General features: G+C 64.3%; 24 protein-coding genes and 1 pseudogene. 12 read left to right on the forward strand and 13 right to left on the reverse strand.

The window, feature by feature from the left end; translation table 11 throughout:
• Positions 1 to 113 precede the first annotated feature (113 nt).
• From N805_RS06795 to N805_RS06815, 5 genes are all read right to left on the reverse strand, one after another.
• Positions 114 to 908, reverse strand: a complete 795-nt coding sequence (locus N805_RS06795; RefSeq protein WP_028612977.1) for a class II aldolase/adducin family protein — start codon at positions 906 to 908, stop codon at positions 114 to 116.
• Positions 909 to 931: 23 nt separating this feature from the next.
• Positions 932 to 1,876, reverse strand: coding sequence for a D-isomer specific 2-hydroxyacid dehydrogenase family protein (locus N805_RS06800; RefSeq protein ID WP_028612976.1), 945 nt, complete (start codon positions 1,874 to 1,876; stop codon positions 932 to 934).
• Complete coding sequence (locus tag N805_RS06805) at positions 1,873 to 3,009, reverse strand: acyl-CoA dehydrogenase family protein (protein WP_028612975.1); 1,137 nt, start codon at positions 3,007 to 3,009, stop codon at positions 1,873 to 1,875. The genes N805_RS06800 and N805_RS06805 overlap by 4 nt, the downstream gene beginning before the upstream one ends.
• Before the next feature lie 264 nt (positions 3,010 to 3,273).
• Positions 3,274 to 4,164, reverse strand: coding sequence for a LysR family transcriptional regulator (locus N805_RS06810; RefSeq protein WP_028612974.1), 891 nt, complete (start codon positions 4,162 to 4,164; stop codon positions 3,274 to 3,276).
• Positions 4,165 to 4,248: 84 nt separating this feature from the next.
• Entirely contained in the window at positions 4,249 to 5,295 is a 1,047-nt protein-coding gene (locus tag N805_RS06815) for a LacI family DNA-binding transcriptional regulator (RefSeq protein WP_028612973.1), read from the reverse strand.
• A gap of 260 nt (positions 5,296 to 5,555) precedes the next feature.
• Between N805_RS06815 and N805_RS06820 the strand changes: the two genes are divergently transcribed.
• The 4 genes from N805_RS06820 (at position 5,556) to N805_RS06835 (ending at position 11,242) form a co-directional block, all read left to right on the forward strand.
• Entirely contained in the window at positions 5,556 to 7,772 is a 2,217-nt protein-coding gene (locus N805_RS06820; protein ID WP_028612972.1) for a TonB-dependent receptor, read from the forward strand.
• Between the two features lie 162 nt (positions 7,773 to 7,934).
• Complete coding sequence (locus N805_RS06825) at positions 7,935 to 9,269, forward strand: LLM class flavin-dependent oxidoreductase (protein WP_028612971.1); 1,335 nt, start codon at positions 7,935 to 7,937, stop codon at positions 9,267 to 9,269.
• Positions 9,266 to 10,309 (forward strand): L-glyceraldehyde 3-phosphate reductase, encoded by a 1,044-nt coding sequence (mgrA, locus tag N805_RS06830; protein ID WP_028612970.1) that lies wholly within the window; start codon positions 9,266 to 9,268, stop codon positions 10,307 to 10,309. Before N805_RS06825 ends, mgrA begins: the two co-directional genes overlap by 4 nt.
• A 3-nt stretch (positions 10,310 to 10,312) precedes the next feature.
• A complete protein-coding gene (locus N805_RS06835) occupies positions 10,313 to 11,242 on the forward strand; it encodes an aliphatic sulfonate ABC transporter substrate-binding protein (RefSeq protein ID WP_028612969.1) in 930 nt (309 codons plus the stop codon).
• A 122-nt stretch (positions 11,243 to 11,364) separates the two neighbouring features.
• On the opposite strand, the gene N805_RS06840 is transcribed toward N805_RS06835, so the two are convergent.
• Positions 11,365 to 11,844 (reverse strand): GNAT family N-acetyltransferase, encoded by a 480-nt coding sequence (locus tag N805_RS06840; protein WP_016486745.1) that lies wholly within the window; start codon positions 11,842 to 11,844, stop codon positions 11,365 to 11,367.
• A 124-nt stretch (positions 11,845 to 11,968) separates the two neighbouring features.
• Here N805_RS06840 and N805_RS06845 point away from each other — a divergent pair, with 124 nt between their 5' ends.
• The 5 genes from N805_RS06845 to N805_RS06865 all read left to right on the forward strand — a co-directional run bounded on the left by N805_RS06845 (position 11,969) and on the right by N805_RS06865 (position 15,936).
• A complete protein-coding gene (locus tag N805_RS06845) occupies positions 11,969 to 12,598 on the forward strand; it encodes a LysE family translocator (protein ID WP_028612968.1) in 630 nt (209 codons plus the stop codon).
• Between the two features lie 21 nt (positions 12,599 to 12,619).
• A complete protein-coding gene (locus N805_RS06850; protein WP_028612967.1) occupies positions 12,620 to 13,492 on the forward strand; it encodes an alpha/beta fold hydrolase in 873 nt (290 codons plus the stop codon).
• Positions 13,493 to 13,588: 96 nt separating this feature from the next.
• Positions 13,589 to 14,476: a pirin family protein gene (locus tag N805_RS06855; protein ID WP_028612966.1), complete on the forward strand. Its 888-nt coding sequence runs from the start codon at positions 13,589 to 13,591 to the stop codon at positions 14,474 to 14,476.
• A gap of 86 nt (positions 14,477 to 14,562) precedes the next feature.
• Positions 14,563 to 15,489: a DNA-3-methyladenine glycosylase family protein gene (locus N805_RS06860; RefSeq protein WP_028612965.1), complete on the forward strand. Its 927-nt coding sequence runs from the start codon at positions 14,563 to 14,565 to the stop codon at positions 15,487 to 15,489.
• 186 nt (positions 15,490 to 15,675) lie between these two features.
• Positions 15,676 to 15,936: a DUF1652 domain-containing protein gene (locus tag N805_RS06865; RefSeq protein ID WP_028612964.1), complete on the forward strand. Its 261-nt coding sequence runs from the start codon at positions 15,676 to 15,678 to the stop codon at positions 15,934 to 15,936.
• 20 nt (positions 15,937 to 15,956) lie between these two features.
• Here N805_RS06865 and N805_RS06870 read toward each other — a convergent pair whose 3' ends face one another.
• The 7 genes from N805_RS06870 to N805_RS06900 all read right to left on the reverse strand — a co-directional run bounded on the left by N805_RS06870 (position 15,957) and on the right by N805_RS06900 (position 23,552).
• Positions 15,957 to 16,571: a Yip1 family protein gene (locus tag N805_RS06870; RefSeq protein WP_028612963.1), complete on the reverse strand. Its 615-nt coding sequence runs from the start codon at positions 16,569 to 16,571 to the stop codon at positions 15,957 to 15,959.
• Between the two features lie 85 nt (positions 16,572 to 16,656).
• Positions 16,657 to 16,944: a hypothetical protein gene (locus N805_RS06875; protein WP_028612962.1), complete on the reverse strand. Its 288-nt coding sequence runs from the start codon at positions 16,942 to 16,944 to the stop codon at positions 16,657 to 16,659.
• A 167-nt stretch (positions 16,945 to 17,111) separates the two neighbouring features.
• Complete coding sequence (gene alkB, locus N805_RS06880; RefSeq protein WP_033741831.1) at positions 17,112 to 17,771, reverse strand: DNA oxidative demethylase AlkB; 660 nt, start codon at positions 17,769 to 17,771, stop codon at positions 17,112 to 17,114.
• Between the two features lie 237 nt (positions 17,772 to 18,008).
• The gene (locus N805_RS06885) at positions 18,009 to 19,454 is read right to left on the reverse strand and encodes a curlin (RefSeq protein ID WP_028612960.1); all 1,446 of its coding nucleotides are present in this window, start codon (positions 19,452 to 19,454) and stop codon (positions 18,009 to 18,011) included.
• Between the two features lie 16 nt (positions 19,455 to 19,470).
• Positions 19,471 to 19,944, reverse strand: a complete 474-nt coding sequence (locus N805_RS06890) for a curlin (protein WP_028612959.1) — start codon at positions 19,942 to 19,944, stop codon at positions 19,471 to 19,473.
• 15 nt (positions 19,945 to 19,959) lie between these two features.
• Entirely contained in the window at positions 19,960 to 22,191 is a 2,232-nt protein-coding gene (locus tag N805_RS06895) for an Ig-like domain-containing protein (RefSeq protein WP_028612958.1), read from the reverse strand.
• A gap of 32 nt (positions 22,192 to 22,223) precedes the next feature.
• Positions 22,224 to 23,552 carry a hypothetical protein gene (locus N805_RS06900; RefSeq protein ID WP_028612957.1) on the reverse strand — a complete coding sequence of 443 codons (1,329 nt, stop codon included), beginning with the start codon at positions 23,550 to 23,552 and terminating at the stop codon, positions 22,224 to 22,226.
• A gap of 268 nt (positions 23,553 to 23,820) precedes the next feature.
• Between N805_RS06900 and N805_RS06905 the strand changes: the two genes are divergently transcribed.
• The 3 genes and pseudogenes from N805_RS06905 to N805_RS06915 all read left to right on the forward strand — a co-directional run bounded on the left by N805_RS06905 (position 23,821) and on the right by N805_RS06915 (position 26,974).
• Positions 23,821 to 24,732 (forward strand): LysR family transcriptional regulator, encoded by a 912-nt coding sequence (locus N805_RS06905; RefSeq protein ID WP_028612956.1) that lies wholly within the window; start codon positions 23,821 to 23,823, stop codon positions 24,730 to 24,732.
• Between the two features lie 98 nt (positions 24,733 to 24,830).
• Positions 24,831 to 25,760: a hydroxymethylglutaryl-CoA lyase gene (locus tag N805_RS06910; protein WP_028612955.1), complete on the forward strand. Its 930-nt coding sequence runs from the start codon at positions 24,831 to 24,833 to the stop codon at positions 25,758 to 25,760.
• 96 nt (positions 25,761 to 25,856) lie between these two features.
• Positions 25,857 to 26,974: pseudogene (locus N805_RS06915) on the forward strand (CaiB/BaiF CoA transferase family protein).
• Positions 26,975 to 26,977: the final 3 nt, after the last annotated feature.

Consider the following 26,977-nt stretch of genomic DNA (forward strand, 5'->3'; position numbering starts at 1 on the left):
CCCTATCGCCGGCAAGCCAGCTCCCACAGGATCACCACAGGCCTGAGTCCGGTGGAGTTCCTGTGGAAGCGGGTTTACCTGCGAAGAGGCCCGCACAGGCCACAGAAAACCTGTCAGTCCTGGTAATCCAGCCCCTCCCGGTCCAGCTGCCGGATCAGCGCATCCCAGTGCCGCTGGATCCCTTCACCCAACCCGTCGGAAAACCGCTTGGACTGCTCATGCACCTTGGCAATCGCCGCCGGCGCAGCATGCAGCAACTGGTCGTTGCCCCCGGCCTGCGCTGCGACCTGGATGTTGCAGGCCCGCTCCAGCCCGTGCAGTTCACGGAAGGCATGCTCCACGCTGACACCCCCGGTCAGCAGGCCATGGTTGCGCAGGATGAGGATGTTGCTGTCGCCCAGGTTGGCCACCAGCCGCTGCTGCTCGTCCAGGTCCAGGGCGACGCCTTCGTAGTCGTGGTAGGCCACCCGGCTGTAATACGCCAGGGCGTGCTGCGAGATCGGCAGCAGGCCGTCGCGCTGGGCCGACACCGCCGCGCCATCGCGGGTGTGGGTGTGCAGCACGGCCTTGAGGTCATGCCGGGCGCGGTGGATCGCGCTGTGAATCACATAGCCCGCCTGGTTGATGCCCAGGCCCAGCGGGTCGTCGATGATGGTGCCATCCACGTCCACCTTCACCAGGTTGGACGCGGTGATCTCGTCGAACAGCAGGCCAAAGGCATTGATCAGAAAGTGCTCGTCAGGCCCCGGCACGCGTGCCGAGAAGTGTGTGTAGATGTGGTCGGTCCAGCGGAACAGCGCGGCCAGGCGGTAGGCGGCGGCCAGTTTGACCCGCACCTCCCATTCTTCGGCGCTGACCCGTTGGCGTACGGTGTTTTCCTGGGCGATGACGACAGACAGTGCAGTCATGGTGTTCTCCAATAGGTGTGGGTTCAGTAGCCGCGCTGGGTGTCGACCAGGTTGTGCAGCGGCGCCTGTTCGCGGTAACGGGCAAAGTTGTCGAGGAATGCCTCGAGCAGCGCGGGGTAGCCGTCCTCGGAAATCGCCGAAGTGTGCGGCGACAGGAATACCCGAGGGTGGTGATAAAGCGGGTGGCCTGCTGGCAACGGTTCGGGTTCGGTGACATCGAGGCTGGCGCGGCCGATCAGCCCGTTGTCCAGGGCTTCGAGCAGGGCGCCCTGGTCCAGCAGCCCGCCACGGGCGATGTTGATCAGGTGCAGCCCGGGTTTGGCGTTGGCCAGCACCTGGCGGTCGATCAGGCCACGGGTGGCGGGGGTGAGCGGGGCGGCGATGACCAGGTGGTCGCTGCCGGCAAACAGCTGCTGCAGGTTGTCGACGCGCTGCACGCCCGGCACCTCGGCAATGGGTTGGCCTGGGCGGTTCAGCGCCAGTACCGGCATGCCCAGGGCGTTTGCCTTGCGTGCCAGGCTCTGGCCGATGCTGCCGAACCCGAAGATGCCCAAGGTGCGGCCACGTACCGGGGCCAGCGGGGTCAGTCGCCAGTCGGCGTCCTTGACCCACAGGCCCGGCAGCTGCTTGGCCGCGGCAAACACCAGGGCCAGTGCGAATTCGGCCACCTGCTCAGCATTGGCGCCGCGGCCACTGGTGACCGGCGGGCCCTGAAACACCCAGTCGGGGTAGAAGTCGATGCCCGAGGACACTACCTGCACCCAGCGCAACGACCACGGCCAGCCGGCTGGCGGGTTGTCCACGCGGTTACCGCGCACATTGATCGGGCGCACGATGAACACGTCGGCGGGCACGTCCAGCTGCAACTGGCCCGGGGCGATATCGATCACCTCGTGGTCGGGCAAGCGGTCGCGCAGGTATTGGTTGGCCGGTGCGTCCAGCTGGCTGGCGATGATCGAGTGGCTCATGCCGCCACCTCCGCCAGGGCGGCACGGCCGACATGGCCGAGCACAACGTCGTCCTGAGGCGTGTGGATGCGGCTGCACAGCACATCACGGTAGTGCCGCTCCAGCGGGTTGCGCCGCGACAGGCCAGGATTGCCCGCGGCCTCGATGGCCAGTTCCACGGCCTGGATGGCGTTGCGGCTGACCAGGTGCTTGAGCTGCCCGGCGTGGCGCGGATCGACCTGCCCGGTCACGGCCGCGTTCAACAGGCTCTGGTTGGCGAACAGCAAGGTGTCGATACGCCCAACCACGTCCTGGAAACGTGGCAGGCTGGCCAGCGGTGCACCGAGGTTGGATGGCGCGCGCTGGTTCAGGAACTGCACCAGCCAGTCGCGTGCGGCCTGGGCCACCCCGTCGTACAGCGCAGGCAGCAACACTGCCATCCACAGCAGGCCGGTGCTGTCGAGCTCGGCGCGCGGTGCGCTGGCCGGGCTGACGCTGACGGCATGATCGAGCGGGATCAGCACCTCGTCGAACTGCACTTCATGGCTGCAGGTGGCGCGCATGCCCAGGTGGTCCCAGTCTTCGACGATACGGATGCCCGGGGTGTCCTTGTGCACAAGGAAGCCGCCCACCAGTGGGTCTTGGTCGTCGCTGCGGGCCCATACCAGGTACCAGGTCAGGCCATGGCTGCCGGTGGAGTAGATCTTGCGCCCGGACAACCGCCAGCCCTCGGCGGTGCGCCGGGCGACGGTGGCCGGCAGGCCGCCGCGGGCGGGTGTGCCCAGTTCGGGTTCGACGCGAAACGCGTTGATCAGCGCGCCGTCGGCCACCGCGTCGCGGGCCACCTGTAGGCGCAGGTGCTCGGGCCAGCGGTCTTCGTCCTGCAGGCGAAAGTGCTGCAGGTACTGCATTACGAGGATCAGTGCGGTGGACGGGCAACCTTTGCCGACCGCGGCGATGACCTGGCGCGCACTGGCCAGGTCGGCGCCACCGCCACCCAAGTCGCGGGGCACGGTGAAACCCAGCAGGCCGTGGCGGTGCAGCAGGTCGAAGTTGTCGGCGGGGAACCGGCCGCTGCGGTCGTAGCGTTCGGCGTTGGCGGCCAGGGCCTGGGTGAGTTCGGCAAGGGCGCTGGCGGAAGGGGGGTGACTCATGGGTATTCATCCCTGGAACACGGTGGGTTTCTAAGACCGTATTCGTATGGATGATCGCTGTAAAAGTCTTTTTGGTTCTATGCTAAGTATTAACAGTAAGAATTACATGAGTATTTAGTTATGCGAGTTGGTTATTTTATTGCCAGTGAAATCCTTGGGCTGCCACGCAGCCCAATCGCGACGCAAGGCCGCTCCCACAGTGATCGCCCAATCTTTTAGATTTTGCTCAAGACAGTTGCTCTCACAAGGGATTGCGATTTCAGCTCACCCGCACAGTTGCTGCCCGGCCACCCGGCCAAACTGCTCAACCGGCTCCTGCAGGTTGCCCAGGTAGCGTGGGTGGAACAGCCACAAATCCACCTGCGGCTTGAAGTCCGTCACATTGACCACGTCCAGCGCATCGCGGTGGCGGCTGTTCTGCAACAAGGGCTCAGGCACCAGCCCAAGCCCCTGCCCATTGGCCACCAGCCCCAGTTGCAGCTCGGTGCCAAAGGTCTCCAGGTTGATCGACAGCCTCAGCCCCTGTTCGCTCAGGGCGCGCTGCAACCCGGCGCGAAAGCCGCAACCATCGGGGTTGAGCACCCAGCCACGGGTGTAGCAGTCCTTGAGCTTGAGGCTGCGCTTGCCGGTACTGCCCTTGGCCGCTACCACCCGCAGCGGCATGCGGGCGATCGACTGGCTGGCAATGCCCTCGGGGAAGATCTTGCCGGGCGGGAACAGTGCCGCGGCGCCATCCAGCTCGCCGTTTTCCATGCGCGCGATCAGGCTGCTGCCCCAGCCACTGGTGACCTGGGTGCGCAGGTCAGGGTAGGTTTCCCGAATTTGTGCCAAGGCATCGAGCAGCACCACATCGCCAAGGGTTTGTGGCACGCCCAGGCGCAGGGTACCGGACGGGGCCCCGTCGTTGGCCACCAGCTCGCGCAGCGAGTCGATCTCACGCAAGATCGCCTTGCACTGCTCGTACACCCGCAGGCCCATGGGGGTGGGCTTGAGCGGCTTGGTGTTGCGGTCGAGCAGGGTGGCGCCCAAGTCTTCCTCGAAGTTCTGCACGCGGCGGGTGATGGCCGGCTGGGTCAGTTGCAGGGCCTCGGCGGCAAGGTTGGTCGACTGGCAACGGATGACCGCCACAAAGGCGTCCATGTCATCGATTTTCATATTCGGCGCTCACATATTGGGGCGGTGGGACATACCGTAGGAGAATAATCCTCAATGGCCGGATTGTCACAGCGCCTGTGCAGCTCAAGCGCTCTCGCGGGCAATCAACTCACACGCCAACAGGTTGAGCCGTTGTACCTCACCCTCACATGCCACCCCCCCCAAATGCTGCAGCACCCGCAACGCCGCTAGTTCGCCAATTTCCCGCGAGGGCGGGCGCAGGGTGGTCAGGCTGGGCAGCAGCATGTCGGCAAAGGGGTAGTCGCCAAAACCAACGATGGCCATGTCTTCGGGCAGGCGCAAACCGGCGCGCTGGCCCGCCAACAGGGCGCCGGCAGCCAGGTTGTCGTTGGCGAAGATGATCGCCTCGGGCCTTGGGTTGCGGCGGATCAAAGCCTCCATGGCCTGCTTGCCGGCCTCGAACGGTGCGGTGTCGGCGGAGGGCACGAACACCCAGGGTTCCAGCCCGGCTTCATGCAACGCTTCGACATAGCCATCGCGCCGCTCCAGCGCACTCAAGTCGCCGGCCGCGCTGTTTTGCACGAAAGCGATACGCCGGTGGCCCTTGCCCAGCAGGTAGCGGCAGGCCTGGACACCCACCTGGTGATGAAGGAAACCCACTTGCAAGGGCGACCGCTCAGGGCGGTAGTCCCAGATTTCCACGACCGGTACGTCTGCGTCGGCCAGCATCTTTTCCGTGGCCGGGCTGTGGAAATGGCTGGTGACCACCAACGCTGCCGGCGACCAGCCGAGAAACGCCCGTACGGCACTTTCTTCCTGCGCTTCGCTGAAATAACTGGAGGCCAGCAACAGTTGGTAGCCATGGCTGCTGAGGGTGTCGCTGAAGGCCTGAATAGTCTGGGCGAAAATCGGCCCGGAGATATTCGGGATCACCATACCGACAATGCGCCCACGGGCCGAGGCCAGCCCCCCGGCCACCAGGTTGGGCACATAGCCCAGCGCCTGCACGGCGGCTTCGATACGCTCGCGCAAAGGCGGCGACACCTGGTCTGGCTGGTTGAAGTAGCGCGACACGCTGATGGCCGAAACCTCAGCGGCGCGTGCTACCTCGGCGAGGGTGACACGGCCTGCGCCGCGGCGCTTGCGGGGGGGATCCTTGGCCTGGCTCACCGGGCTGCCTCCTGGGGAAATGGCGCGATGGTAGCGCTAACGGGAAGGCGGTTGGCAAATAGCTTTATTGCATATCAATCTGACTTTTAAGTATTTGACGTGCTAAGCGAAGGCCTCTGATACTTGCTCATGTTAGCGCTAACAAGCGCAGCTGTTGGCAAGCGCCTGCCACTCGCACGAGCGAGACCAGACAACCACAGCAACTTTGTGTCGGCCCCGTCAGAAGGGGCCTGGTCTGGTTTCCCGAGGCAGTGAGCACCATGCAGAAAAGCCGTACACCATTCCCCGCTACGCAACGTCGGCCGCTGGCCGCAGCCATCCTGCTGGCCGCTTTTGGCCAAGGTGCCCAGGCAGCCGAGCCGGCCGAAGCAGCGGCTGCGCAGGCCACTGCATTGGGCGCCGTCACCGTGACCGCCACGCGCCGCGAAGCCACGCTGCAGGAAGTGCCGGTGGCAGTGTCGGTGATCGACGGTGAACAGCTCGAACGAGACAACCGCAACAACGTTGCCAGCATTGTCCAGCAGGTGCCTACTCTCAATTACCGCGCCGGCGCCTCGAACAAGGACACCTCGCTGTTCATCCGTGGCGTGGGCACCATTTCGACCTCGCCGGGTGTCGAGCCCACCGTGGCGACGGTGGTCGACGGCGTGGTGTTCGGCCGCCCCGGTCAGTCGACCCTCGACCTGCTCGACCTCGAACGCATCGAGGTATTGCGCGGGCCGCAGGGCACCCTGTTTGGCAAGAACGCCTCTGCAGGGGTACTCAACGTGGTCAGCAAGGCCATCCCAGAGCAGACCCAGGGCTACGTGGACTATTCGCACTTTGGCGGTGGCGATGAGAACCGCCTGCGCTTTGGTATTGGCGGGCGCCTGAGCGAGCAGCTCAAGGGCTCTTTGAGCACCTTGTGGGGCGACTACGATGGCAATGTCGAAAACGTTGCCAATGGCCATGACGTCAATGGCTACGAACGCAAAGGCGCCCGCGGCAAGCTGGAGTTCGAGCCCAACGAAGACCTGCGCCTGACCCTGATCGCCGACTACATGAAGGGCGAGGACACCTTGCCCAGCGGTGTCATCACCACCGCTAGCGCCGCATTCGCCAGTCAGTTGCGCCCGGTGACGCCAAGCGCCCACAACCGCGACATCAACAGCGACTTCAAGACTCACGTCGAAGATGAGAACCAGGGGCTTTCGGCGCAACTGGACTGGCAGCTGGGCGACTACACCCTGACTTCGATCAGCGCCTGGCGGGGCTGGGACAACACCCAGTACCAGGACGGCGACCGCCTTGCCTTGCTGCCGGTGACAGCGTCGCATGACAAGGGCACAGTGGACTATGACCAGTACAGCCAGGAGTTTCGCCTGACTTCGCCCAAAGGGCAGTTCAACGAATACGTGCTGGGCGCTTTCTACATGCATGGCACATCCAACGAGACCTACCAGCGCCTGTCGGTCAATGGCGGCGTGGCCAACAATGGCCGCGCCGACTATTCCACCACCAACGACAGTGTCGCGCTGTTCGGTGAGAACACCTTCAACTTCACCGACGACCTGCGCGCCATTTTCGGCCTGCGCTGGACCCACGACGACCTTGAGTACGACCATCGCCGGGTCTCTACCTCGGCCACCGCAGTGACCGGTATCCAGCCCTCGACTGCAAGTTCCGGCTCGGTGGACGAGGACGGCTGGAGCGGGCGCACCGGCTTGCAATACGACTTCAACGACAACCTGACGGGTTACGTAACCTACTCGCGCGGCTATAAAGGGCCCGCCTACAACGTGTTCTTCAACATGCAGCCGCGCGACACCGGGGCACTCAAGCCCGAAACCTCGGATGCCTACGAAATCGGCTTGAAAAGCACGGCGCTGGACAATCGCCTGACCGCCAACCTGGCCGTGTTCCACACCGACTACGACAACTACCAGGCCAACTTCTTCGACACCGTGGCCAACCAGGTGGTGACCCGCCTGGTCAACGCCGGCAAGGTCAAGACCCAGGGTGTGGAGCTGGATGCCAGCTTCCAGGCCACCTCGCGGCTGAAGCTGTCGACAGCCGTGGCCTACACCAAGGCCCGTGTCGATCACTTCAACTGCCCGGCGGGTGCGGCGGCCAGCTGCAATATCGATGGCGGCCGCCTGCCGTTCACGCCGGACTGGAAGACCTACCTGCGCGCCGATTACGCGATACCGCTGGACAACGGCCTGGATGTGGAACTGAGCAGCGATTACAGCTGGCAGGACGCCGTGCAGTTCAGCCTCGACCAGAACCCGGACACCGTGCAGGGCGCCTACGGCATCTGGAACGCCAGCATCGCCCTTGCCGACTACAACGACGGCTGGCGCGTAGCCCTGTTGGGCAAGAACCTGGGCGACAAGTCGTATGCGCAGATGCTGGCCAGCGGCGGCGACTACATCTACCGCTCTGTACCGCGGGATGACGGGCGCTACTTCGGCGTGCAACTGCGCAAGGATTTCTAAGCCTGCGCACGATCCCTGTAGGAGCGGCCTTGTGTCGCGATCGGGCCGCACAGCGGCCCCAGATTTCAGCTTCGCCACTTAAATCGCCGGGGCCGCTTTGCGGCCCGATCGCGACACAAGGCCGCTCCTACAAAAAGCGACCTGGTTTTAAAGGAGATCTCAATGCCCCGCCAAATGAATCTGGGCGCCTTCCTCATGGCGACCGGTCACCACGTGGCCGCCTGGCGCCACCCGGACGTACCGGCCGACCCGCTGGATTTCGCCACCTACAAGCGCACCGCACAAATCGCCGAAGCCGCGTGTTTCGATGCCTTGTTCGTCGCTGACAGCGTCGCCGCGCCCAGTGACCCGCTGGCCAGCCACAGTGCGCGCTCGGTGTACTTCGAGCCACTGACCCTGTTGTCGGCGCTGAGTGCAGTTACCGAACGCATCGGCCTGATCGCCACGGCCACCACCAGTTACAACGAGCCGTACCATGTGGCACGCAAGTTCGCCTCGCTGGATCACCTGTCCGCAGGCCGTGCCGGCTGGAACCTGGTCACCTCCGACGCTGCCGCCGAGGCCGGCAACTTTGGCCGCCAGGCACACATCCCGCATGCCGAGCGCTATGCCCGCGCCCGTGAATTCCAGCAGGTGGTGCAAGGGCTTTGGGACAGTTGGGCCGATGACGCGTTCTTGCGCGACAAGGCCAGTGGCCTGTTCCACCAACCGCAGGCCGTGCGTGCCCTTGACCATGTGGGCGAGCACTTTCGCGTCAAAGGCCCGCTCAATGTTGCCCGCTCGCCACAGGGGCGACCGGTGCTGGTGCAGGCCGGCTCGTCCGAAACCGGCCGCGAGCTGGCCGCACAAAGCGCCGAGGTGGTGTTCACCGCCCAGCCGAGCCTGGCTCGCGCACAGGCTTTTTACGCCGACCTGAAGGGTCGCCTGGCCCGCCATGGGCGATATGAGCATTCGCTGAAGATCATGCCCGGCGTGTTCGTGGTGGTGGGGCAAAGCCAGGCGCAGGCCGAGGACAAGTACGAACAGTTCCAGGCGCTGGTCGACCCGCGTGTCGGCGTTGGCTTGCTCGGGCGCATGCTTGGCAACTTCGACCTTTCCGGCTACCCGCTGGACGGCCCGCTGCCAGAGTTGCCGCCCACCGAGGATGGCCAGCGCAGCCGCCAGCAACTGCTGACCGAACTGGCCGGCAACGAACAGCTGACCCTGGCCCAGCTTGGGCGGCGCATCGCCGGTGGGCGAGGGCACTACAGCCTGGTCGGTACCCCAACGCAGATCGCCGATGAGCTGCAAGCCTGGTTCGAAGGCGGCGCCGCCGATGGCTTCAACGTGCTGGTGCCGCACCTGCCCCTGGGCCTGGAAGACTTCGCTGTGCACGTGGTGCCCGAGCTGCAGCGTCGCGGCCTGTTCCGCCGTCAGTACCAGGGCCACACCCTGCGCGAGCATCTGGGCCTGCAACGCCCAGCCAACCCATACTTTGCCGAACGAGGCCAACCATGAGCTACACCGCCAACCCCGAGCGCTATGCGCGCATGCCTTACCGTCGTGTCGGTCGCAGCGGCCTGGTGCTGCCGGCCCTGTCCCTGGGCCTGTGGCACAACTTTGGCGATGCCACGCCCATCACCACCCAGCGCGCCTTGGTGCACACGGCGTTCGATGCCGGTATCAACCATTTTGACCTGGCCAACAACTACGGCCCGCCCTATGGCAGTGCCGAGACCAACTTCGGCCGGCTGCTGCGCGAGGACCTGCGCAGCTACCGCGACGAGTTGATCATTTCCAGCAAGGCCGGCTGGGACATGTGGCCGGGACCGTACGGGCAGGGCGGCAGCTCGCGCAAGTACCTCATCGCCAGCCTGGACCAGAGCCTGGCGCGCCTGGGTCTGGATTACGTCGACATCTTCTATTCGCACCGTTTCGATGCCGACACCCCGCTGGAAGAAACGGCCATCGCGCTGGCCGACATCGTGCGCCAGGGCAAGGCGCTGTACATCGGCATCTCGTCCTATTCGGCCGGCAAGACCGCGGAAATCGCGGCGTTGCTGCAAGCATTGAAGGTGCCGCTGCTGATCCACCAGCCGTCGTACAACCTGTTCAACCGGTGGATCGAACGGGACCTGCTCGACACCACCGATGCCTTGGGCGCCGGGGTGATCGTGTTCACTGCGCTGGCCCAGGGCCTGCTCAGCGATAAATACCTGAATGGCGTCCCGGCTGATGCCCGTGTGAACCGTGCGGGTGGCGGCTCGCTGCTACCCCAGCATTTGTCGCAAGCCAACATCGCCCGCGCACGCGCCTTGAATGAGATTGCCCGTCAGCGTGGCCAGAGCCTGGCCCAACTGGCGCTGGCCTGGACCCTGCGCGACCCACGGGTGAGCTCTGCGCTGATCGGCGCCAGCCGGCCCGAGCAGATCACCGAGAATGTGGCCGCGCTCGACAACCTGGCCTTTACCGCCGAAGAGCTGGCCGCCATCGACCAGTACGCCGTGGAAGGGGGGATCAACCTGTGGGAAAAACCCTCGACCGACTGGAAGGAGTGACCCATGCGCATGCTACGCCTTGCCATGCTGCTGTTGCTGGCCCTGGCCAGCGCGGCCCAGGCCGCAGACCCGGCTACCTTGCGTATTGGCTACCAGAAGGGCTCGATCAGCCTGGTGCTGGCCAAGCAGCATCAGCTGCTGGAGCAACGTTTTGCCAACACCCGCGTGCAATGGATCGAGTTCCCCGCCGGCCCGCAGATGCTTGAGGCGTTGAACATCGGCAGCCTCGATATCGGCTCGACCGGTGATATTCCGCCGATCTTCGCCCAGGCCGCCGGCGCCGACCTGTTGTACATCGGTGCCGAGCCGCCCAAGCCCCAGGCTGAAGTGATCCTGGTGCCGAAAGACAGCCCGATCAGCGCTGTGGGTGAACTCAAGGGCAAACGCATTGCCCTGCAGAAGGGCTCCAGCGCGCACAACCTGCTGTTGCGTGCCCTGGCCAAGGCCGGGCTGAGTATTCGCGATGTTCAGCCGGTGTACCTGGCACCTGCCGATGCCCGGGCGGCGTTCGAGCGTGGCAGCGTGGACGCCTGGGCAATCTGGGATCCGTTCTACTCGGCTATTGACCTGGAGGGTAAGGCGCGGCTGTTGGCCGACGGCCAAGGGCTGGGGCTGATCGGGCCGTTCATGCTGGGTTCACGCACCTATGTCGAAGCCCATGGCGCCTTTGTCGGGCAATTGCTGGACGAAATCAGCCGGGCCGAAGCGCTTACCCGCAGCGACGAGGCCGGCAGCATCCGCTTGCTGGCGCAGTTCATGGGCTTGCCAGAAGAAGTGGTAAAGCGCAGTTTCAGCCACCGGCCGGCGTCACCGGTGCTGCCGGTGAGTGATGAGATCGTGGCGGCGCAGCAGCGTACGGCGCAGTTGTTCTTCGACAACAAGGTACTGCCCAAGCGGGTCGATATTGCCGGGGCAGTGTGGCGGCGGCAGTAACTTTACCTGTCCGGGCCCTATCGCCGGCAAGCCAGCTCCCACAGGATTAGCAGTGCCCTTAGGGGGCATACAGTACCTGTGGGAGCTGGCTTGCCGGCGATAGGGCCGCATCAGCAAGCGTGTCACCCGCGGGCGAATGCCGCCAGCTTCTCGCCATCCAGCCGGTAGCGCACCCACTCGTCCTGCGCCTCGGCCCCCAGCTTCTGATAGAAGCCGATCGCCGGCTCGTTCCAGTCCAGCACGCTCCATTCCAGGCGCCCGCAGTTGTTCGCCACCGCCTCGCGGGCAATGTGCCGCAGCAATTGCCGGCCAGCGCCGTCGCCACGTTGTTCAGGCGTGACGTACAGGTCCTCCAGATAAATACCGTTGCGCCCGAGCCAGGTCGAGTAGCTGTAGAAGTACACGGCAAAACCGACTGCCCGGCCATCGCGTTCGCACATCAGACTACGCACAGTGCTGCCCTCGTCGAACAGGCTGTGCTCGATGTCGGCCAGGGTGGCGACCACCTCATGGCGGGCACGTTCGTACTCGGCCAGCTCGGTGATGAAGGCCAGGATCTGCTCGGCATCGGTGCGAACGGCTGGGCGAATGGTGAGGCTCATGGTGACGGCTTCCTTGATCCGGGTTAACGGTACAGTGATGTGTATCTGAATAATTTAATATAACTGTATCGGTCGCTGGAGTGGGCGACTCCGTTAGTGTGACAGCACCTATAACGAAAGTGGAATGCCCGCCATGCTTGCCTCTGCCGACCTGCTGACCGCTTTCGTGCTGTTTGCCTTCGTATCCTCCATCACCCCCGGCCCCAATAACACCATGCTGCTGGCTTCGGGGGTGAACTTCGGCGTGCGTCGCTCCATCCCACACGCCCTGGGCATCAGTGTCGGTTTCATGGTCATGGTGCTGGCCGTCGGCCTGGGCCTGGGTGAGGTGTTCAAGGCCTGGCCGCCGCTGTACACGGTACTGCGCTACACCGGTGCGGCCTACCTGTTGTACCTGGCCTGGAAAATCGCCACGTCCGGGCCGGTCGGCACGGCCTCGTCAAGCGCCCGCAAACCGCTGGGTTTCTGGGGGGCGGCGGCGTTCCAGTGGGTCAACCCCAAGGCCTGGGTGATGGCGGTGGGTGCGATCACCACCTACACCCCGGCGCAAGGCTATGTGACCAACGTGATCGTCATCGCCGCCGTGTTCGCCTTGGTCAACCTGCCTAGCGTCGGTGTGTGGGTCATGTTTGGCAGCGCCCTGCGCAACGTATTGCAAAACCCGCGCTGGCTGATGCTGTTCAATGTCCTGATGGCCTTGTTGCTGGTGATTTCACTCTACCCGCTGCTGTTTGTAGAATCGGCGTTTTCCTAGCCTCGCGAGTACAGCAAACCCATGCAGTTGATCCCCTGGTCCCACGAATGCGCCGAAGGTTTCACCCTGCGTGGCTGGCGAACCCCGGCCAGTGGCAAGCCGTTGCTGCATTTTTTGCACGGCAACGGCTTCTGTTGCCTGGCCTACCAACCGTTGCTGATGCGTCTGGGCGACCATTTCGACCTGTGGCTGTGCGACGTTCAGGGGCATGGCGACAGTGACCATGGTGGGGTTTTTCGGGGGTGGAACCGTACTGCCGAGCTCGCAGTGCAAGCTTTCCAGGCCGGGCGTGGCGAGTACGGCGATGTGCCGCGGGTTGCCATGGGGCACAGCTTTGGCGGTGTGCTTACAGGCCTGATCCTGGCCGCTGAACCTGAGCTGTTCGAGCGTGCGGTGTTGCTTGACCCCGTGTTGTTCAGCCGTCGCATGTTGGGTGTAATGGGGGCGGCAGCACTGGTTGGCCTGCACCAGCGTCATGCACTGGCCCGCAAGGCCGCCAGCCGCCGCAGCCACTGGCCTGATCGCGCGGCAGCGCTGGCCGCGCTGCAAGGGCGGGGCATCTTCAAGGGCTGGACCGATGCGGCGCTGCAGGCCTATGTCGAACATGCCCTTGGCGATTGCGGTGACGCAGTGGTGCTCAAGTGCCGGCCCAGTCGGGAAGTGGAAATCTTCAGTTCATTCCCCAAACGCATGTGGGCGCGCCTTGCAGCCATCAGCACACCAACGCGAATTTTGTATGGCGAGCACACTTATCCCTTCGTGCCGCAATCGGTGAACCGCCTGGCGGGGCTCAACCCGCATGTGAGCGCCCGGCAAGTTGCCGGTGGGCATTGTTTCATGCAGGAAGACCCAGCCATGGCGGCGGAGCAGGTACTTGGTTTCTTGCAGGGGTGACTGTTCCATAGGTGGGACGATGCATGCCATATCAACCGCCTACCGCGTGATTGGCGTCATTGATAAGGTTGTCTCAGCCAAGAGAGGAGCCTTCTCATGAAAAAGATTCTGGGTATCCACCGCAGCCCTCACGCCCATTGGGTAGGTGATGGCTTTCCCGTGCGTAGCCTGTTCACCTACGACAATCTGGCCAGCCGGATCAGCCCGTTCCTGCTGCTGGACTACGCGGGCCCCCATGACTTCACCCCGACCACGGCGCGGCGCGGCGTTGGCCAGCACCCGCACCGCGGCTTCGAGACCGTGACCATCGTCTATCAGGGCGAGCTGGAACACCGTGACTCCACGGGCGCTGGCGGCCTGATCGGGCCAGGTGATGTGCAGTGGATGACCGCCGCCAACGGCATCATCCATGAAGAGTTACATTCCCCGGGCTTTGCCCGCAGTGGCGGTATGCTGGAAATGGTGCAGTTGTGGGTCAACCTGCCTGCGCGTGACAAACGTGCAGCGGCCGGTTACCAGACACTGTTGGCCAGCGACATCCCGGTGGTAGCGCTGGACGGTGATGCCGGTAGCTTGCGGGTGATTGCCGGTGACTACCAGGGGCACCCAGGGCCGGCCCGGACCTTTACCGCGATGGATGTGTGGGACCTGCGGCTCAATGCCGGCAAGGCCTTGCAGCTGCCGGTTGCTGTCGGTCGCAACGCGGCGCTGGTGGTGTTGCGCGGTAATGTGCGCATCAACGGCGAGCGCGAAGCTGGCCCGTCCAGCCTGGTCCTGCTGGACCGGCAGGGTGAGGATGTCACCGTCGAGGCGTTGGAAGGTGCCAGTGTGCTGCTGCTCAGTGGCGAGCCGATCGATGAACCGATTGTCGGCTATGGCCCGTTCGTGATGAACAGCCAGGCGGAGATTGCCGAGTCGTTCGACGATTTCCAGGCCGGGCGGTTCGGGCAGATGCAGGATGAGCGGGAAGGGGCCCAGCACTGAGTCTTGCCTGAAAAGCTGGGGGGTGCGAAGCGCCCCCGGCTTTCTTGAGCATGGATTGGCCCCCAGGGTTTTGGCATGATCAGCCCATGCCCAAGCCCACACTCCAGCACGCCGTCCGCCGCTCATTGCCCACCCCCGGCCAACACACCTTGTGGCTGCGCTACCGTGCCCCTTATCACTGGCCCTCGACCCTGGGCTTCCTGACCGCCCGCTGCATCCCTGGTATTGAAACCTGCCTCGACGGCACCTATCGCCGCACCCTGGCTATTGCCGGTCACCACGCTGTCTTGCACGCCACCCCCTTGCGCAACCAGGTGCGCGTGCACCTCGAAGGCGTTCCCTCAACTGCATTGCCTGGCCTGATCGCCAGACTGCGGCGCTTCTTCGACCTCGACGCCGACCCTGTGCGCATCGCGGCCGAATTGTCCCGCGACCCCTTGATGGCCCGTTTGGCCCGCGAGCGCCCAGGCCTGCGTGTGCCCCAAGGCTGGGATGCCTGCGAACAAGCCATGCGTACCGTGCTGGGCCAGCAAATCAGCGTGGCCGGCGCCATGACCTTGGCCGGCCGGCTGGTACAACGTCATGGCACAGCGCTGCGTCTGCCGGTAGCGGGCCTGAGCCATGTGTTCCCGGCTTTGCCGGCGCTGGCCAATGCACAGTTCGAAAACATGGGCATGCCGCGAGCGCGCGCCGCCACCCTCGGCAACCTGGCCAACGCCTTGTTGGCCGAGCCGAGGCTGCTGCGTCGCGGGCAAGTGCTGGAAGAGTTGCTGAGTACCCTGTGCCGGATCAAGGGCATCGGGCCGTGGAGCGCGCAGTATCTGGCGCTACGCCAGGCCGGCGCCGCGGATGCATTGCCCTTGGGCGATGTGGCGCTGATCAAGGCATTGCGCCTGCTTGAGGGCAATGACGCGCAACTGGCCGAACGGGCTTTGGCGTGGCGCCCGTGGCGTGCCTATGCGGCGCAGCACCTGTGGGCATCGCTGGCGCCCGCAGGCACCGCTCGTCGTTAAGTCTGGCTTTGCATTCGAACGCTCGGCCAGCGGGCGCAATCTTCCACTAAGGTGCTAAGGGATTCCCCGTATCATCATTGCCCAGGCGCATGGACGCCTGCTCGGGCATGCGCAATATCAATTGGCGCCCCGCCCGATAAAGGCGTACTCACTCACAACAGGCCATCGCACAGAGAGGGTCGTACCATGTCGTTGATAGGAGTTTCGATGCTGGAGATGCGGCAGATGATCGAGCAGGCATGCCTGCCCGACCGCTGTGAAGTCAGCTGCCCGGACGGCGCCAACCTGACCATCCGCCTGGGTCAGGGCCAGAGTCTCGAAAAGAGCGTGACCCTCAGTGGGGTTCCGCTGCACAACCTCAACAGTTGCCGTGACCTGGTCCACCTGGTGGGGCAGTTGCATGCGCTGCGCGACAGCCACCCGACGCCATTCAGGTCGCTTGCCTGAGTGCGCCTGTCGTGCCCCGGTCAGCCCAGGCTGGCCGGGCGCACGTATTCCGGCATCAGGCCGTTGAACCAGAACAGGATCATCGACACCAGCATGGTCACCAACAGTAAAAGCCCGACGCCCCATACACACGTTGCAAACAACATTGCCTGTTCCTTCTTCAGCCGCAGGAAGGTCTGCAACCCGCCATAGAGCAACACGCTGGCATAAGCAGAGGCAGCCACCAGCGCGACTAAGGCCAGCCAGCGAATCGGCACCAGGCCGACCACTCCGGCGAAAAACCACGGCGAGGCGCAGTAGGCGGCAAAACCGATGCACTGGTTCAGGCTCGGCTGTGCATCGAACCCTCGTGACATCCAGCGGATCATCACCCCCATCAGCATCACACCCACAACGGTAGTGGCATACAGCAGCCCTGCCAGTTGCGCGGCGCTGCCCATGCTCAGACGTACCCGCTCCTCATCCGCCAGGCTCCAGCCGAAGGTGGTCGTGCCGATGAACAGGCACACTGCCGGTATCAGTGCCAAGGCCAGCAGGCGCGGCAGATATTGCTGTGGGTGGTCTTCTTCGGCCCGGCGGATATCCAGCCAGGCGTCGGCGGGGTGAGTGAAAAGCTTGAGCAACGGACTGTTCATGGCGTTCTCCAGCAGGCAGGGCCCTTTTGCTATGGAGACACGCTGCGCCCAGCCGGTTCAGCCGGGTTGGCCGCCGTTGATCGGCTTATTGCAGCTCCAGCAGCAGGTTCAGGCCGCCATCGCCGCACTTGCCCTTGTCGCGAACCACGCCATGATAACTGCGCCCATCCCAGACAAAGGCCACGCTGTGAGCACGATCAACCTTGTCCGGCAGTGGCGGGCAGATGTGCAGGCGCAGCCCCGGGCGCCCTTGCAGGTTGAGGGCGGCGAGCTGGCATTGGCATTCCACGCTTTGCGCCACCGGGCCGAACAGGGTGTCGCGTACGTAATCGAGCTGCAGCGAGGCATTGGGTGCGCGGCCAGGCATCTTCATCGGTACGTGGCTCCGTGGCAACGGCTTGAAGGGCTAGGCGGGTTTGGCATGGCAGGCTCCAGGCAAAAAAAGGCGGCTTAATATTTGAAGCTTGCCTGGCCAAGATGTTCAACGTGTTTCATGTGCATTCATCTTGTTTTGCGCCGGGTGGCAGAAGGCAGGCCTGTTCAGGGACCGGCCTTGCGCAAGGTCAGGTTGATCCGCCGCTCGCCCATGCGCGGATGCACGCCGGGCTTGATGGGCAGCACGCCATGAAAGCGCAAGCGGTCCTCACCACCCCAGACCAACACGTCGCCGTGGCTCAGCGGGATGCGACGGGTCTTGTCGGTACGCTGCAGGCCCCCGAACAGGAACACCGCCGGCAGGCCCAGCGACACCGATACGATCGGCTGGCCGAAGTCCTGCTCGTCGCGGTCCTGGTGCAGGCTCAGGCGTGTGCCAGGCAGGTAATGGTTGACCAGGCAGGCATCCGGCACGAAACCCTCGAAGCCGGCCAAGGCCGCAGCGCGGGCGGCGAGGGCGAGCAGAACCGGGGGCAGGGCGGGCCAAGGCTTGCCGTTAACCGGGTCGCTGGAGCTATAGCGGTAACCGTGTTCGTCACTCACCCAACCCAGCGTGCCGCAGTTGGTCAGGCCTACTGCCATGCGCAGGCCACCCGGCGTGTGCATGTGCCGGAAGGGCGCTGCGCGCAGCACCGGGCGCAGGGCATCAAGCAGCGCCTCGGTTTCGGCCAGGGCGAAGCCGGGCAGCAGCAGGGTGTGGCTGGCCAGGCGTTGTGGCTGAGAACCGAACAGGTCTAGGTCGGACTGGATCATGGCACCGCACATGTTCGAGGGATTGGATATTGTATCCCTGCAATTGCGATCCCTGTAGCAGCAGCCTTGTGCTGCGAAGAGGCCGGTATGCCCCCCAAAGATGTGCCGGTCCTGCAGGCCCTTTCGCAGCACAAGGCTGCTCCTACAGGGAATGCATATACCGGGCAGAATGAGAAGTTGCATAGGGTGTGAGCGAAAAAGGAACCGCGGCACCAGGGAGAGGAGCACCGCGGTTCAAGGGGGAGCGGCTTACTTCTGGGTTACAGTGGCCAGGTTTGCGCTGCCCAGCTGGGTGATGGTGGCGGTTTGGGCGATACCGCTCTGGTCGACGAACGCCTTGTTACCCTGGCCTCCCTGGGTCACGTAGGCGACGTTGATGCTGTCTGTCTGTTTGATGGTGGCTTCGTTGCCGCTACCGTACAGCTGGTTGGTGTAGCTCTGGTTGCTGTAGCCGGACTGGTCCAGGGTGATGGAGTTGCCGGTGCCTTGGCTGTTGCCGTAGGCATAGTTGTCGGTACCGCGCTGGTCGGCGATCAGGATGTTGTCAGTGCCGTTCTGTTCGAAATACAGCTCGTTGTTGACGTCGTCCTGCTTGGTCTGCATCTGGTTGCCTTTACCCGCCTGGGTCAGCGTGGCCACCTGGTCCGCGCCCTTCTGGGTCAGGTTGACGCCGTTGCCATTGCCGGTCTGGTTGATGGTGGCGTTCTGATTGGTGCCGAACTGGCCACCCATCTTGGCGCCTTTCCAGTTGCTGGCGGTGATGCTGTTGCCATTGCCTTTGGTGTTGATGGTCAGGTTGAGGTTTTCACCATTTTGATAGGTGAAATGCAGGTTGTTGTTGCCGGTCTGGGTGATGGTGGCGGTCGCGTTGTTGGTCTCGAACTGGTCCGACCAACTGGCGTTGGCATTGCCTTGCTGGGTCAGGCTGACCTTGTTGCCGGCGCCGAAGCTCTGGTCGATATAGCCCTCGTTCGTCTGGCCGGTCTGGACCACGGAGGCTTGGCTACCGATCTGGGTGTCCTGCCACACTTCCACCGAGTTGCCGCCACCGTACTGGCCAATGCCAATGGTGCCACCGGTGCCCTCACGCTGGTCGCCGTAGGCCCAGTTGTCGTGGCCATCCTGGAAGACCTGAATGTCGCCATCGAGGTGGTTCAGGTGCTCGGCGGCGGCGTAGTTGTCCTGGCCGGTCTGGTTTACGGTGCTGCGGTTGTTGCTGCCGCCGAACGTTTGCTCGATGAAGGCTTCGTTGCGCTGACCGGATTGCCAGGTGGTGGCTTTGCTGGCTTCCTGGGTGTCCTGCCACACGGTGGATTTGTTACCGACGCCTTGCTGGGTTTGCAGCGATTCGTTGTTCAGCCCTACCGACTGGCTGGCAAAGGCATCGTTGTAGCTGCCCCCGGCACCCTGGGTGATCTGGCTACCGTTCTCGAACAGTTGCTCGGCGTAGCCAGCGTTGTACTGGCCGGTGGCGCTCTGCTGGATATCGCTGGTGCTCTCGGTTTGCACCGCCAGGTGGTTGTGGCCCTTGCCGGTCTGGTTCTGCGTGGCCGAGGCGAAGGATGCTTGGGTCTGGGCGACTTCGGCGATGTTTTCCTTGCCGTCCTGGGTCTGGGACGAGGTGCTGTCAGCAGCCATTGCCTGACCTGCGAGGGCCAGGACGATAGCGGCACTTAAAGGAGCGAGCTTGTACATGGTGGTGCCTCCAGGTCTATCGATATTGGGTGATCTGAACATGCTGGCCATTACCGGTCTGGGTCACGGAGCTGTTGAGGCCCGAACCGGACTGCACGATGCTGGCGCTGTTGTCATTGCCGATCTGCTCGATGGCTGCGCTGTTGCTGCTGCCGCTCTGGCGAATCGACGCGCTGTTGCCATTTCCCTGTTGGCTGATGATGGCCATCAGGTCACTGCCTTCCTGCAAGATGTACGCTTCCTGGGCACCGCCGGCCTGGACGATACGGCCCAGCAGGGCCTGACCGTTCTGGTCGAGGGCGGCGCGGTTGCCTGACCCTTGCTGCTCGATCACCGCAGCCTGACCGGCGCCGACCGGTAGCAGGCGGATGATCACCGGGTCGCCGAGGTCATTGCCGGGCGCAAGGTCGGCGTTGTCCATCAGGTCGTCGGCCCAGCTGGCCTGGCCCGCCAGGGCCAGGCTGAACAGCAGTGGATACAGGCGTTTCATGGCGTTTTCCCGCCTTTACTGCACAACCACGTTGACGGTGCGGGTGGTACCCGGGCTGCTGGTAATGGTCGCCGTCGGCGCGGCGGTCGGGATTACCGTGGTGCTGTTGCTGACTGCCAGACGCCAGCGGCCGTTAATTGGTACGGTTGCGGTGCCCAGCGTCTGGACCCCGGTGGTGGTGGTGACCCGGACGGTGACAACGTTGCCCGTGGTTACCGACGAGGTACCGCTGATGTCCCAGTTGTAACGGTTGTTGGAGCGCGCCGTGACGGTGGCTGCCGTGACTGCAAAGGTTTCGGCGGCAGGCCGGGGCGACACGTTGACGGTGACCGTACCTGGAGTAGACAGCGCGCCCAGTGAGTCCCGTGCCTGGTAGGTGAAGGTGGTGGTAAAGGCCGCAGTCACCGTGGCCGGTGGGGTATAGGTCACCGATGCGCCGTCGGTGCTGACCGTACCCCGGCCAGCAGCCGGTTGGGTGACGGCAGCAACGACCAGCGGTACGTTGCCTTCGGGGTCGGTGTCGTTGGCCAGTACGTTGATGGTCAATGGCACACCCAGGGTGGCGACGGTTTCGGGGTTGGCTGTCGGTACCTGGTTAGGCGCAACGTTGATGGTGACCGTGGCCGGTTCCGACTTCAGGCCTTTGGAATCCACCGCCCGGTAGCTGAAGGTGGCCACCAGCGGTTGCGTAGCCCCGGCTGGCGGGGTGTAGGTGACCGAGGTGGTACCGTTGAGCACGACGCCGCCAAGGCCGGTACCCGGTTGGGTGAGGTCACTGAGGGTCAGCGGCACATTGCCGTCAGGGTCGCTGTCGTTTTGCAGCAAGTTGAGGGTGATCGGCACGCCAACACTCGTGCTGCCGACATCTGCCTGGGCCAGCGGTGGCTGGTTGGCCGCCTCGACGGGTGCGTTGCCGACCACGATGACCGGTTCCACGTCAGTACCACCATGGGCAGATTTGACCGTGACGGTGGCTGGCGGTTGTGCCACGTCGTTGACCGTAATGCTTTGCAGCGTGCCGGATTTCGACAGGCGGCCGTAGCCCTGGGCGAGCATGTCGGGGATAGCCACTTCGTCACTGGACCTGGCCTCGATCAGCAGGCGCTTGTTGGCCCAGTCGTAGCGCGCGGTGCTGACCTTGACCACGTCGGTCAGCTTGCTCGACAGCGCGGTCGGCTGGGTGCCGCCGGCACTGTTGCTGGCCGTGACCACCACCACCGCAGGTGGTGCTGTCTGGCCAAGCTGATGGTGGAAGAACAGGCCGTTGTTGTCTGCCGTCAGGTTGAACTGGCAGGGCGAAGGGGGCGTGCCGATCAGTGCCAGGCCATTGCGCATGCACAGGCTGGCCTCTTTCGGCGCTTTGGCGAACACCTCCACCCGGGTGCCGCTGCCGTTGCGCGAGTAGGTGGCACGCTCCAGGGTGACAGGGGTTTGCGCGCGTTGGTCCAGCACCTTGCCCGAGACCGTGAACAGCGCGGTTTCGATGCGACCGGGCGGGCCGTCGATGCGGATGAAGTTGGTGTTGAACGGGCTGCCGACCACGGCTTCCGGGCGGTTAGGGTCACCGATGAAGGTTTCGGTGGCGCCGGTGTCCGGATTGACTTCGGTGTAAGGCCCGCCAACCCCACGCAGCCATGGCCCGAGTGCGCCATTGAGCGCCCCCGTGAAGTTACCGGGTGCGCCGATACCGATGTCGCGGGTGATGTTGATCGCCCGCCGGCCGGGGGTGGTGACGTTGACCGTCTCGACCCCGAAGGGGTGGGTGATGGTGTAGACACCTGCACGCGGGACCGATACGCGAAGGCGGATGCGGGCGAAGCTCTGCTGGTCGCCGTCTACCGGGTTTTCGGCGGCAAAGGCCGCTTCCAGGCCCGCGACGTAGGCATCCAGTTCATAGCCGCTGTTACCCACGGCAGGGATGGTGGCTTCGGCCAGGAACCAGAACATTTCTGGCGGCCAGTTGTCTGGGAACACCAGCGGCAGGGCGTCGTCGTAGATACCCGGCTCAGGTAGCAGGGTGCACATGTAGGACGGTGCAGCCGGTGTGCCGGGCACCCGGGTACTGGTGGCACGTGACTGGCACAATTCCAGGGACTGGTTGAGGCTGTCCTTGTACCACATCGGGTAACCGCCCGTGGCGAAGGTGTAGGGCCCCGGGTCGACATCAGACAACGCGGCAAAGGCGGCGCTGGTAACGGTGAGGGAAAAACCGGCGGCGAACAGCGCACGGCGCGACCAAGTGTTCATGCGGCCTCCTTGAAGGCTGAGCCTTTGTCTGTTCATGGCACCAGCACCACGTCTTCAGTGTCGCTACCGCCATTGGCGCTGGTGACCTGCACCTTGGCCGGCGGAATGGGCGAGAGGGTCATGCTCAACGTCTTCACGGCGCCGCTACCGCCCAGGTTGCCGATCAACGTGCCGTTGCCGGAATGTGCGGTGAGCACGGGGGGGGTGGTTTCGTCGCTGGTGCTGGCAACCAAGGTCAGCTCGCCGGTGGACAGGCGGTACTGGGCCTGGGTGATGGTGACCAGGTCGGTCAGCGGCATGTTGCGGGTGGCCAGGCTACTGGTCGGGATCGCCACGCTGTTGTCGGCGGTCAGGGTCACGATGGTACCGGCCGCCGGGTTGAGGGCCGACTGGGCGTACCAGGCGCCAGTGCCGTTGGCCTCGGTCAGGCTCAGGTTGGGCGTCTGGCTGGTCAGGGTGACGCTGGCCGGTGGCGGCGGGGCCATCACGAAAATGTCTTGTTGGGCTCGCAAGTCGCCATTCTCGGTGTGCCGTGAGTAGGTGCTGCGCTGTGGCATCAGCGGGGTTGGCAGGGCCACTTCGGAAAGCTTGCCCGAGATCGCGAACAGTTCGGTGCGCAGGTCGATGCCGCCAGGGCCTTCGATGCGCACAAAGTTGGTGTTGAACGGGCTGCCGGTCACCCGCTCTTCAAGGTTCGGGTCGCCGACGAAGCGTTCGTTGCCTTCGGTATAAGGGCCGTTGACACTGCGCAGGAACGGCCCGACATCGCCCTTGAGTGCGCCGGTGAAATCGCCTGCGCCGGCGATGCCGATGTCGCGGGTCATGTTGATCGCCCGACGCCCGGCGGCAGGAACATCGAACACGTCTACGCCGTAGGGGTGGGTGACCACGTAGGTGCCGGCGGTGGGTACATCGACCCGGATACGCACCCGGGCGAAGCTGACCTGGTCACCCTCGACCGGTTCTTCGGCGGCGAACGCCGCTTCGATCGCCGTGCCGTAGCTGAGGTCGATGCCGCGGGTGGCGTCGACGATAGCGGCGTCGGCGGTGAACCAGAACGCTTCGTCAGGGAAGTTGGTGGGGAAGACAATAGGTTGGGTATCGTCGAACACACCGGGCGTGGGCAGCAGCGTGCACATGTACGACGGTGCGCCGGGCGCGCCGGCGACCCTGGAGCTGACCGCCTTGGTCAGGCACAGGTCGAGGGTACGACCGTGACTGTCCTGGTACCAGGCGGGGAAGCCGCCGTTGGCGGGGATGTAAGCGCCTGGATCGACTGCGTTCAAGGCAGCCTGCGCCGGGAGCTGGAGCATACCGGCGAAAATCGCCACTGCCAGCGGGTGGGGTATCGGTCGGTGCATGAGTCAATTCCTCCTGCAAACGGGCCCATGGACTTGGGGCGTCTGGGAAGAGATCGGCAAGAGCTGTGCCAGAATCTGCAAATGGCCTTGCACGCCTTGTGGGGCAAGGGGCGGGGCCTTTCAGTCCAGTATTTTGCGAGCGGCGGGCAGTGGGCTGCGTTGCCCCAAGGTTGGGGATTGGGGGCAGGTAATTCAAACCCAGTTTTCGAAGCAAATGCGGTTTTTGCTACATTGCACCGGCGGTCCCATTCCCCTGCCGAGCCAAGCGATGCAACCCCTCGACCAGCTTTCCCTGAACCTGTTCATCGTCGTCTGCGAAGAAGGCACCATCGCCCGCGCTGGCGAGCGCGCGTTCATGGCGCCCTCGGCCGTGAGCAAACGTATTTCAGACATCGAGGCGCGTTTTGGCACCGCCTTGCTCAAACGCAGCAAGCGCGGCGTGGAGCCCACCCCTGCGGGGTTGGCGCTGCTGCGTCATGCGCGGGAAATGACCCGCGCCATGGAACGCCTGGACAGCGAGCTGAGCGAATACGCCGAAGGCGCGCGGGGCCATGTGCGGGTGCTGGCCAATGTCTCGTCGATCATGGAGTTCCTGCCCGAGGAACTGTCGGCGTTCATGCTGGAGAATCCACTGATTCAGGCCGATATCGAGGAGCGCTTCAGCACCGATGTCGTTCGTGGTGTGGCCGAGGGCAATGCAGACCTTGGCATCTGCCGCAAATCCATGGCGGTGGGTGACCTGGAATTCGTACCGTACCGGCAGGATCACCTGGCCGTGGTCGTTGCGGCTGATCACCCTTTGGCTGGCCGTAGCCAGATTGCCTTCGCGCAAACCCTGGGTTACGACCACCTGGGCCTCTCTGCCTTCGCCACATTGAATGCTTTCATGCGTAGAAGCGCCGAACAGGCAGGCAAAGAGCTGCGTTTTCGTTCGTATGTATCGTCGTTCGACGCGGCATACCGCCTGGTGCAATTCGGCCTTGGCCTGGCGGTGTTCCCGCAAGAGGCCGTGGCCCGCTATGCGGCGTTGTTCGACCTGCGGGTCATCCCGCTGACGGATGACTGGGCGCTTGGCGAATTCGTCATCTGCATGCGCGACCGGCACACGCTGTCGCTGTCGGCACGGCGCCTGCTTGACCACCTGTTGCTGCGTGCACCGGCTTGGCAGGTCGCGGGCTGATCCATCGTGGCTGACGATGGATCAGCCCGTGAAACACGTCTTTTCTGCCCGTCATCCAGCTCTTAGTCTGGCGCAACGCTTCAGACAGAGAGACCGTGATGACAACAATAACAATCAACGAAGTCGGCATGCGCGATGGTCTGCAGAGCCTGCAGACCATCATGCCAACGGCCGCCAAACGCCGCTGGATCGACGCCGCTTACGCCGCCGGCGTGCGTCACATGGAAGTCGCTTCCTTCGTACCGGCACGTTTGCTGCCGCAAATGGCCGATGCCCGCGAGGTGGTGGCCCACGCCCTCACATACCCGGGCCTGCAGGTAACCGTGTTGGCCCCGAACCTGCGCGGCGCCAGGGACGCACTTGAGTCTGGCGCCCATCGCATCGTCGCCCCGGTATCGGTCAGCATGGCGCACAGCCTGGCCAACGTGCGCCGCACGCCCATGGAAATGGTCGAGGAACTGGGGCGCATGTGCCAAGTGCGTACTGAAATGGGCCTGCAGGATGTACAGGTCATTGCCGGCATGTCGGTCGCTTTTGGCTGCACCCGTCAGGGCGAGGTACCGCTGGCCGACCTGTGTGCACTGACCCGCCACGTGATCGAAGCCGGTTGCGACCTTGTCTCGCTGGGTGACACCACTGGCTACGCCAACCCGGGCCAGGTGGCAACGGTGCTCCAGGCTGTGCGGGCGATTGCCGGTGACCGCCTCAAGGCCGCGCACTTCCATGACACCCGTGGCCTGGCCCTGGCCAACAGCCTGGTCGCGGTGCAGCAGGGCATCCGCGAGCTGGACGCCTCTCTGGCTGGCTTGGGAGGCTGCCCGTTCGCCCCTGGCGCGTCGGGCAACACTGTCACCGAAGACCTGGTGTTCATGTTGCAGAGCATGGGTTACGACACCGGTATCAACTTGCCCGCACTGATCGAGTCGCGCCAGGTGCTGAGCGAAGCGCTACCGGGCGAGCCCCTGTATGGCTGCATCGCCCGCGCCGGGCTACCGCTCAACTTCGCTGACGCTGCCGGCCGCGCCTGACCCGCCTGAACGAGGAATATCACGATGTCCAGACTTCCCTTGGACGGCATCCGTGTCGTCGAAATTTCGCATATGGTCATGGGCCCGACCTGCGGCATGATCCTCGGTGACCTTGGCGCCGAAGTGATCAAGATCGAACCCGTGCGCGGCGACGGCACGCGCCGTCTGCTGGGCGCGGGGCGGGTTTTTTTCGCACCTTCAACCGCAACAAGCAATGCATCGCCGTGGATGTCGAAACGCCCGAGGGGCGCGAGGCCGTGCTGCAATTGATCGATACGGCCGACGTGTTCATCGAAAATTTCAAACCTGGGCGCATGCGCACGCTGGGCCTGGATTACGCCGCGCTGCGCCAGCGCAACCCACGGCTGATCTACGCCTCGCACAAAGGCTTTCTCAGCGGGCCCTATGACAACCGCCTGGCGCTGGACGAGGTGGTGCAGATGATGGCCGGCCTGGCCTACATGACGGGGCCGGTAGGCCGGCCGTTGCGCGCGGGCAGCTCGGTAAACGACATCATGGGCGGCATGTTCGGCGCCATTGGCGTGCTGGCAGCGCTCAACGAGCGCCACACCAGCGGCAGCGGCCGCGAGGTGCAAAGTGCCCTGTACGAGAACTGCGTGCTGCTGGCCGCCCAGCATATGCAGCAGTACGTGGTCACCGGCGAGGCAGCCGCGCCGATGCCCAATCGCATCAGTGCCTGGGCCATCTACGACGTGTTCACCTTCGCCGGTGGCGAGCAGATGTTTGTCGCCGCCACCGGCGAAGGGCAGTGGCATGCGCTGTGCCAGGTGCTGGGGCAGACCGCGTTGCTCGATGACCCGACACTGGCCAGCAACAACGACCGTGTGTTGCAACGGCCACGGCTGCTGGCGCACCTGGCCGAGGTGTTCGCGCCACTGGACGCCGGGCAACTGGCGCTGCAACTGGAGGCCAACGGCATCCCGTTTGCGCCGATCCGCCGCCCGGAAGAATTGTTCAATGACCCGCACTTGCAGCAGAGCGGCGGTATGGCCGACCTGCAACTGGAAGACGGCAGCCACACACCCATGCCGTTGCTGCCGCTGTCGCTGGACGGCCAGCGCCTGCAGCCACGCCGGGCGATAGCGCGGATTGGCGAGCACACCCGCCAGGTGATGCGCGAACTGGGTTACAGCGATGCGCACATTGCCGAGCTGTGCGCGGCCGGCGTGCTAAAAACCGACGACGCAGCTTGAGGA

The organism is Pseudomonas putida S13.1.2 (assembly GCF_000498395.2).
In the GTDB taxonomy this organism is placed as follows: Bacteria; Pseudomonadota; Gammaproteobacteria; order Pseudomonadales; family Pseudomonadaceae; genus Aquipseudomonas; species Aquipseudomonas putida_Q.

Coding starts and splice junctions, on each gene's coding strand:
- N805_RS06890 (WP_028612959.1), bottom strand. CDS start 19,944: ATGAAACGCCTGTATCCACTGCTGTTCAGCCTGGCCCTGGCGGGCCAG.
- N805_RS06910 (WP_028612955.1), top strand. CDS start 24,831: ATGACAACAATAACAATCAACGAAGTCGGCATGCGCGATGGTCTGCAG.
- N805_RS06810 (WP_028612974.1), bottom strand. CDS start 4,164: ATGAAAATCGATGACATGGACGCCTTTGTGGCGGTCATCCGTTGCCAG.
- N805_RS06870 (WP_028612963.1), bottom strand. CDS start 16,571: ATGAACAGTCCGTTGCTCAAGCTTTTCACTCACCCCGCCGACGCCTGG.
- N805_RS06820 (WP_028612972.1), top strand. CDS start 5,556: ATGCAGAAAAGCCGTACACCATTCCCCGCTACGCAACGTCGGCCGCTG.
- N805_RS06905 (WP_028612956.1), top strand. CDS start 23,821: ATGCAACCCCTCGACCAGCTTTCCCTGAACCTGTTCATCGTCGTCTGC.
- N805_RS06855 (WP_028612966.1), top strand. CDS start 13,589: ATGAAAAAGATTCTGGGTATCCACCGCAGCCCTCACGCCCATTGGGTA.
- N805_RS06875 (WP_028612962.1), bottom strand. CDS start 16,944: ATGAAGATGCCTGGCCGCGCACCCAATGCCTCGCTGCAGCTCGATTAC.
- N805_RS06825 (WP_028612971.1), top strand. CDS start 7,935: ATGCCCCGCCAAATGAATCTGGGCGCCTTCCTCATGGCGACCGGTCAC.
- N805_RS06865 (WP_028612964.1), top strand. CDS start 15,676: ATGTCGTTGATAGGAGTTTCGATGCTGGAGATGCGGCAGATGATCGAG.
- N805_RS06835 (WP_028612969.1), top strand. CDS start 10,313: ATGCGCATGCTACGCCTTGCCATGCTGCTGTTGCTGGCCCTGGCCAGC.
- N805_RS06860 (WP_028612965.1), top strand. CDS start 14,563: ATGCCCAAGCCCACACTCCAGCACGCCGTCCGCCGCTCATTGCCCACC.
- N805_RS06900 (WP_028612957.1), bottom strand. CDS start 23,552: ATGCACCGACCGATACCCCACCCGCTGGCAGTGGCGATTTTCGCCGGT.
- N805_RS06840 (WP_016486745.1), bottom strand. CDS start 11,844: ATGAGCCTCACCATTCGCCCAGCCGTTCGCACCGATGCCGAGCAGATC.
- alkB (WP_033741831.1), bottom strand. CDS start 17,771: ATGTGCGGTGCCATGATCCAGTCCGACCTAGACCTGTTCGGTTCTCAG.
- N805_RS06845 (WP_028612968.1), top strand. CDS start 11,969: ATGCCCGCCATGCTTGCCTCTGCCGACCTGCTGACCGCTTTCGTGCTG.
- mgrA (WP_028612970.1), top strand. CDS start 9,266: ATGAGCTACACCGCCAACCCCGAGCGCTATGCGCGCATGCCTTACCGT.
- N805_RS06850 (WP_028612967.1), top strand. CDS start 12,620: ATGCAGTTGATCCCCTGGTCCCACGAATGCGCCGAAGGTTTCACCCTG.
- N805_RS06885 (WP_028612960.1), bottom strand. CDS start 19,454: ATGTACAAGCTCGCTCCTTTAAGTGCCGCTATCGTCCTGGCCCTCGCA.
- N805_RS06805 (WP_028612975.1), bottom strand. CDS start 3,009: ATGAGTCACCCCCCTTCCGCCAGCGCCCTTGCCGAACTCACCCAGGCC.
- N805_RS06895 (WP_028612958.1), bottom strand. CDS start 22,191: ATGAACACTTGGTCGCGCCGTGCGCTGTTCGCCGCCGGTTTTTCCCTC.
- N805_RS06795 (WP_028612977.1), bottom strand. CDS start 908: ATGACTGCACTGTCTGTCGTCATCGCCCAGGAAAACACCGTACGCCAA.
- N805_RS06800 (WP_028612976.1), bottom strand. CDS start 1,876: ATGAGCCACTCGATCATCGCCAGCCAGCTGGACGCACCGGCCAACCAA.